Annotated in this window: 6 protein-coding genes; all 6 read right to left on the bottom strand. The window is 71.4% G+C overall.

Annotated elements, in window-relative coordinates:
• Nucleotides 1–114: 114 nt before the first annotated feature.
• Genes ABJI51_RS06370 through ABJI51_RS06345 form a run of 6 tightly spaced genes read right to left on the bottom strand, consistent with a single transcriptional unit; the run spans nt 115 to nt 6,590 of the window.
• The gene (locus tag ABJI51_RS06370) at nt 115–1,128 is read right to left on the bottom strand and encodes an ABC transporter permease (RefSeq protein WP_348948206.1); all 1,014 of its coding nucleotides are present in this window, start codon (nt 1,126–1,128) and stop codon (nt 115–117) included.
• Nucleotides 1,125–2,621, bottom strand: a complete 1,497-nt coding sequence (locus ABJI51_RS06365) for a sugar ABC transporter ATP-binding protein (RefSeq protein ID WP_348948204.1) — start codon at nt 2,619–2,621, stop codon at nt 1,125–1,127. The genes ABJI51_RS06370 and ABJI51_RS06365 overlap by 4 nt, the downstream gene beginning before the upstream one ends.
• Entirely contained in the window at nt 2,618–3,649 is a 1,032-nt protein-coding gene (locus ABJI51_RS06360; RefSeq protein WP_348948706.1) for a sugar ABC transporter substrate-binding protein, read from the bottom strand. Before ABJI51_RS06360 ends, ABJI51_RS06365 begins: the two co-directional genes overlap by 4 nt.
• A gap of 43 nt (nt 3,650–3,692) precedes the next feature.
• Nucleotides 3,693–4,439, bottom strand: coding sequence for an SDR family NAD(P)-dependent oxidoreductase (locus ABJI51_RS06355; protein ID WP_348948203.1), 747 nt, complete (start codon nt 4,437–4,439; stop codon nt 3,693–3,695).
• Nucleotides 4,432–5,736: an enolase C-terminal domain-like protein gene (locus ABJI51_RS06350; RefSeq protein ID WP_348948201.1), complete on the bottom strand. Its 1,305-nt coding sequence runs from the start codon at nt 5,734–5,736 to the stop codon at nt 4,432–4,434. The genes ABJI51_RS06355 and ABJI51_RS06350 overlap by 8 nt, the downstream gene beginning before the upstream one ends.
• Nucleotides 5,737–5,738: 2 nt before the next feature.
• Complete coding sequence (locus ABJI51_RS06345; RefSeq protein ID WP_348948199.1) at nt 5,739–6,590, bottom strand: fumarylacetoacetate hydrolase family protein; 852 nt, start codon at nt 6,588–6,590, stop codon at nt 5,739–5,741.
• Nucleotides 6,591–7,154 lie beyond the last annotated feature (564 nt).

Raw genomic sequence — 7,154 nt, 5'->3', positions numbered from 1 at the left:
CCCCCCCCCCCGCGGGGGGGGGTGGGGGGCCACCGTTTTCACCCCCCTGGCCCCCCCCCCCCCACGACCTGCGGCAGACCTCGGAACGTCGGATGATCACGGGGCCGGAGAGCGTCAGGTTTGGGGTTTGCCGCCCGCGTAGCGGGCGATGATCAGGGCGACCAGGATGATGGCGCCGTAGATCGCTCCCTGCCACTCGGCCGTCACGTGCGCGTAGTTGAGCAGGCTCGACACCGACGCCAGCAGCAGCACGCCGGTGAGGGCGCCGACCAGGGTGCCCTTGCCGCCGTCAAGGGACACGCCGCCGATCACCGCCGCCGCGAACACCTGCAGGATCATCCCGGACCCCTGGTTCGCGCCCAGCGCGCCGACATAGCCGGTGTAGGCGAGCCCGCCGATCGCGGCGAGGACCCCGGCGACGACGAACACCGCCCACGCGATCCGGTCGACGCGCACGCCCGCCGCCCGCGCGGCTTCGCGGTTGCCGCCGATCGCGTACAGCGCGCGGCCGATGCGGTGGTAGCGCAGCACCCAGCCGGCGACCGCGAACAGCGCCGCGGCCAGCCACACCGACATCGGCAGGCCGGCGAACGTCGTCGTCGCGAGGTCGGTGAACGAGTCCGGCAGGTTGAACAGCGTCTTGCCCTTGGTCGAGCCGACCTGCACGCCGCGCAGCACGGTGAGCATGGCGAGGGTGACGATGAAGGCGTTCAGCTTCAGCTTCACGATCAGGAAGCCGTTGACGAGCCCGACCAGCGCCCCGCACAGCGGGATGACCAGCAGCCCGATCGCGGCGGGCAGCTCGACGCCGAACCCGGCCGACGCCGCCGGGAGCACGACCATCGCGCCCAGGGCGGGCGCCAGGCCCATCGTGGACTCCAGCGACAGGTCGAACTTGCCGGTGATCAGCACCAGCGACTCGCCGAGCACGACCAGCGACAGCGCCGCCGACGCGGTCAGGATGCTGACGATGTTGCTCCAGCCGACGAAGGTGTCGTCGACCAGCCCGCCGATGAGGAACACCACGACCAGTGCGGGCAGCAGCGCCAGTTCGCGCAGCCAGACCGCCTTGCGGCGCCGGGGTGGCGCGGGCAGCTGCGTCTGCGGAGAGGTCATCACGTCGGTCACGACAGCTCGACTCCTTCGATGTCGGCCACGAGGTCGCCGTCGGACCACCCGGCCTGGTGTTCGGCGACGACGGTCCCGGCGCGCAGCACCAGGACCCGGTCGCTCAGGCGCAGGTCGTCCAGCTCGTCGCTGACGATCAGCACCGCCTTGCCCTCGGCGCGCACCCGGTCGACGACCGCGAGCAGCGCCTCCTTCGACTTCACGTCCACGCCCGCGGTCGGGTTGATCAGCACGACCACCCGCGGATCGCTGACCAGCGCCCTGGCCAGCACGACCTTCTGCTGGTTGCCGCCGGACAGGTCCGACACCGGCTGGTCCGCGCCCGCGGCCACGATGTCGTAGTCCTTCAGTGCCTGGGCCGCCTTCGCGTGCCGCGTGCCCGGCGACGCGATCCCGCCGCGGCCCAGCTTGTCCAGAATGGACAGCGTGGCGTTGTCGGCGATCGAGTGCGTCAGCACCAGGCCTTCGTGGTGGCGGTCGCGCGGGACGCAGCCGATGCCCGCGCGCAGTGCCGCCGGGATGTCGCCCGGCCGCAGCGGTTTCCCGTCGACGCGGACCGTGCCCGCCGACGGCGTCCGCAGGCCGTAGACCGTCTCGGCGACCTGGTGCTTGCCGCTGGCGTTGCTGCCCGCGAGCCCCACGACCTCGCCGCGGCGCAGCCGGAAGGAGACGTCGCGGAAGCCGTCGCCGGACAGCCCGTCGACGCTGAGGATCTCCGGGGCGCCGGCGTCGAGGGCCTCGCGGGTGGCGGCGTCGCGGACCGACAGGCCGCCCGGCTCGCCGGTCATCGCGTCGACCAGCTCGGCCTTGCCGACCTCCGAGACCGGCGCGGTGAGCACGTGCTTCGCGTCGCGCAGGACCGTGACGGCCTGGCAGACCTCGTACACCTCGTGCAGGTGGTGGGAGATGAACAGGAACGTCACCCCGCCCGCCTGCATCTGCCGCATCCGCTCGAAGAGCCGCTCGATGGCCTGGCTGTCCAGCTGCGCGGTCGGCTCGTCCAGCACGATGAACCGGGCGCCGTAGGACAGCGCGCGGGCGATCTCGACGAACTGGCGGTCCTCCACCGACAGGTCACCGGCCGGGGTGTCGACGTCGACGTGCACGTCCCACGAGTCGAGCAGCTCGCGGGCCTGGCGCCGCAGCTTCTTCCAGCCGATCGAGAACCCGCCGCCCGCCTGCCGGTTGAGGAACAGGTTCTCGGCCACGGTGAGCTGCGGGACGACCATCGCGTGCTGGTAGACGCAGGCGACCCGTGCCTTCCACTCGTCCTGTTTGGACAGCGGAGGGGCCGGCTCGCCGCCGAACTCGACGTGCCCGGTGTCCGTGGCGGACAGCCCGGTGAGGATGGAGACGAGCGTCGACTTGCCTGCCCCGTTGCGCCCGACGAGCGCGTGCGACTCGCCGGGGCGCACGGTGAGGCTGACGTCGTGCAGCGCCACGGTCGGGCCGTAGCGCTTCCCGACGCCGCGAGCGCTGACCACGGGCGTCACAGGTTGTTCCCCCAGAGGGCCTTGTCGTCCACGTTGTCCTTGGTGATGACCGGCGCGGGCAGCTGGTCTTCGAGGATGCCGGGGCTGATCTCGACGATGGTGCTGTCGTGGTCGGTCGGGCCCGCCTTGAACGTCTCGCCCGCCATGGCCTTCTTCAGCCAGTACAGGCCGTACTTCGCGTAGGCGTCGGCGGGCTGGGACACCGTGGCGTCCAGCTCGCCGGCGCGGATCGCGGCCAGCTCCTGCGGGATGCCGTCGTTGGAGACCAGCACGATGTGCTTCGGGTCCCCCACCGGGAAGAACAGGTTCTTGCGCTTGAGCGCCTGCTCGGTCGGGGCCAGGTAGACGCCGCCGGCCTGCATGTAGACGCCCTTGATGTCCGGGTTCGCGGTCAGCATGCTGTCCAGGCCCGCGGACGCCTTGTCGGCCTTCCACTCCGCCGGGATCTCCAGCACCTGGATGCCCGGGTACTTGGACTTCATGCAGGCGCGGAAGGCCTCCGAGCGGTCGCGGCCGTTGACCGAGGCGAGGTCGCCCATGATCTGCACGACCTTGCCGGACTTGACCTTCTCGCCGATCGCTTCGCAGGCCTTGGTGCCGTAGGCCTTGTTGTCGGCGCGCACGACCATGGCGACCTTGCCGCTCTCCGGGGCGACGTCGACCGCGACCACCGGGACGCCCTTGTTCTCGGCCTGCTTGAGCCCGGCGACGATGGCTGCCGAGTCCAGCGGCGTCACGACCAGGCCCTTGACGCCCTGGTTGAGGAAGGTGCCGATGTCGGTGATCAGCTTCGCGGGGTCGCTGTCGGCGTTGACCGTCGGAAGGACGTCGACGCCCTCCTCCTGCGCCATCTTCGGCACGTAGTTGTTGTAGGCCTGCCAGAACGGCGAGGTCAGCAGCGGCAGCGTCGCCCCGACCTTGCCGCCCGCGCCGCCGCCCGCGCCGGGGGCGGCTGCTTTGTCCTTTGTGGACCCGCAGGCGGCCAGTACCAGGCCGCAGACGGCGGCCGCGGCGGCCACCTTGAGCACCCTCGTGCGCACAGCATCCTCCTTGATGACGGCGGGAAAACTTCTAGTCGTGGTGGACCGGGCCACGCGGGCGCAGGCCGTACATGCCACCGTCGACCGCCAGTGCGGTGCCGGTGGTCGACGCGGACAGCGGGCTCGCCAGGTAGGCGATCGCGTTCGCGACCTCCTCCGCGGTGACCAGGCGGCCCATCGGCTGCCGGGCGGCCAGCGCCGCGCGTTCGGCGGCCGGGTCCGCGGCGGCGTCGAGCAGCCTGCCCACCCACGGGGTGTCCGCGGTGCCCGGGCACACGCAGTTGACGCGGATCCGGTCCGGCAGGTGGTCGGTCGCCATGGCCAGCGTCAGCGCGAGCACCGCGCCCTTGCTGGCCGAGTAGAGCGCGCGGTTGGGCAGGCCTGCCCAGGCCGCGATGGAGCAGGTGTTGACGATCGCCGCGGACGGCGACTGCTTCAGGTGCGGCAGCGCGGCGCGGGCCACCCGGACCATGCCGACGACGTTGACGTCGAACACGCGGTGCCACTCGTCGTCGTCGTTGGCCGTGACGTCGCCCTGCGCGCCGATCCCGGCGTTGTTGACCAGGATGTCGAGACGCCCGAAGCGTTCCACGACGGCATCGATCGCTTCGCGGACTTCGGCGTCGGAGGAGACGTCACAGCGGAAACCCGTGTCGTCCGGCTTGAGATCCAGCACCGCGACCTGCGCACCGCGTGCGGCCAGCACGCTCGCGGCGGCCTGGCCGATGCCCGAGGCACCTCCGGTGACGGCGGCGACGAGGCCCTCGAATTCACTCACTTGCGGTCTCCGTCCACTCGGGACCGTCCGGGAACCGGAAGCGGCGCAGCGTGGCGTCGTGCATGCGCGCGGAGAACCCGGGTTCGGTCGGGGCGAGATACCGGCCGCGCTCGACGACGGCCGGGTCGGTGAAGTGCTCGTGCAGGTGGTCGACCCACTCGATGGACCGGTCGGCGTCGGTACCCGACACCGCCACGAAGTCGAACATCGACAGGTGCCGGACGAGCTCGCACAGCCCGACCCCGCCGGCGTGCGGGCAGACCGGGATGCCGAACTTGGCCGCCAGCAACAGGATCGCCAGGTTCTCGGTGAACCCGCCGACCCGCGCGGCGTCGAGCTGGAGCACCGAAATCGCGTTCGCCTGCAGCAGCTGCTTGAACACCACGCGGTTCTGGACGTGCTCGCCGGTGGCGACGCGGATCGGCGCAAGCGCTTTCGCGATGGCCGCGTGCCCGAGGACGTCGTCCGGCGAAGTCGGCTCCTCGATCCAGTACGGGTCGTACGGCGCGAGCGCGGTCATCCAGGCGACCGCGGTGGAGACGTCCCAGCGCTGGTTGGCGTCGACGGCGATCCGGACGCCGGCCCCGACGGTCTCGCGGGCCAGCTTCATCCGGCGGACGTCGTCCTCGAGGTTGCCGCCGACCTTGAGCTTGATCATGTCGAAGCCGTCGGCGACGGCCTGCTCGGCCAGGCGCACGAGCTTCGCGTCGGCGTAGCCGAGCCAGCCGGGAGACGTGCTGTAGGCGCGGTAGCCGTTCGCTTCGAGCTGCGCGATCCGCTCGGCGCGGCCGGGTTCGGCGCGGCGCAGGATGTCGAGGGCCTCGGCTTCGGTGAGCGCGTCGGACAGGTACCGGAAGTCGACCAGGCTCACCAGCTCTTCCGGGGTCATCCGCGCGGCGAACCGCCAGACCGGCAGGCCCGCGCGGCGCGCGGCGAGGTCCCACGCGGCGTTGACCACCGCCCCGACGGCCATGTGCGCGACGCCCTTTTCCGGGCCCAGCCAGCGGAACTGCGAGTCCCCGACGAGCGTGCGCGACAGGTCGCCGAGCGCGGCCGCGTCCTCCGGGACGTCCCGGCCGACGACGTGCGGGGCGAGCGCGCGGATCGCGGCGGCCTGGACGTCGTTGCCGCGGCCGATGGTGAAGGCGAGGCCGTAGCCGTCCGGGCCGCTGTCGGCGTGCAGCACGACGTAGGCGGCGGAGTAGTCCGGATCGGGGTTCATCGCGTCCGAGCCGTCCAGCTCCCGTGAGGTCGGGAACCGGACGTCGAGGACCTCCATGCCGATGATCTTCGCCATGGTCAGGCCTGCCTCGCGGTCTGGCGCTGCCGCCCGAGCCCGTCGATTTCGAGCTCGATGACGTCGCCGTCGCGTAGGTAGGGCTTGGGATCGGGCTGGCCGAGCGCCACACCTTCGGGGGTGCCGGTGTTGATGAGGTCGCCGGGCCGCAGCACCATCACCTGGCTCAGGTGGTGCACGATCTCGGCGACGCTGAAGATCATGTCCTTGGTCGAGGAGTCCTGCTTCTTCTCGCCGTTGATCCACAGCCGCAGGCCGAGGTCCTGGGGGTCCGGCACCTCGCTCGCCGGCACGAGCGCCGGGCCGAGCGGGTTGAAGTTCTCGCAGGACTTGCCCTTGTCCCACTGCCCGGCGCGGAACTGCAGTGCGCGCTCGGAGACGTCGTTGGACACGACGTACCCGGCGACGTACTCCAGGGCTTCGCCGACGCTGCCGAGATAGCGGGCGGTCTTGCCGATGACGACGCCCAGCTCGACCTCCCAGTCGGTGCTGACGGAGTTCCGCGGGATGAGGACGTCGTCGCCGGGCCCGACCACGACGTCCGGCGCCTTCATGAAGACGACGGGCTCGGTGGGTGGCGTCGCCCCGGTCTCCTCGGCGTGGCGCCGGTAGTTCATGCCGATGCAGACGACCTTGCCGGGCTGGGCGATGGGCGCCCCGACCCGCAGGCCGGTGGTGTCCGCCTCCGGCAGCTCCCCGGCGGCCAGTGCGGCGGCCACCCGCGCGATCCCGTCCGCGGCGAGGAACCTGCCGTCGATGTCGGCGGTCAGGCCGCCCAGATCGTAGGTCGTGCCGTCGACGGCCCGCACGAACGGACGCTCACTTCCCGGCTCCCCGAGGCGCACAAGCTGCACGGAAATTCCCTTCACCCTCGCCGACGAGACATCCGATGTATAGCGCAGTCGTGCGCGTGAATCCAGAGCCGCCGCCGAATCGGCGGGAAATTGGTCGGATCAGTATCGGTTCACGTGGGGGTGAGCACGGGGTGTGACGGGATGTGGGCGCGGAGGACCTTCACGGCGGAACGTACCGCGGCTTCCGCCCCGGCGCGAGGCATCGCCGGAGGGCGGTTCACGACCAGGGGCGGACCGTCCCCGCGGAGGCACCCGACCCGGTGCCGCGAACCCCGGTCGCGGGCGCTCCCGGGCACCGGCCGGGCTGAAAGGGACTTTCCTGGCATCTGGCGAGACGAAAGGTCCGTTCGCCGCACCCCATGAGACGAAAGCGTCTTTCAGCTCGCCCTGGATCCGCCGATCAGTGCGCAGCGAAGGGCACCTTCGATGCGTGCGACGCAAGGAAGGTGCCCTTCAGTGCACGTCCCAGCCCACCCGCCGGGTGCCCGGGTCGGCTGGGTTGTGGGGGGGGGGGTGAAAAGTTGCGAAACCTTTATTTAGAACCCACCACCCCCCGCCCCCCCC

It is taken from the genome of Amycolatopsis melonis, assembly GCF_040064235.1.
Lineage (GTDB): Bacteria > Actinomycetota > Actinomycetes > Mycobacteriales > Pseudonocardiaceae > Amycolatopsis > Amycolatopsis melonis.
This window is presented reverse-complemented; position numbering and strand designations above follow the sequence as displayed.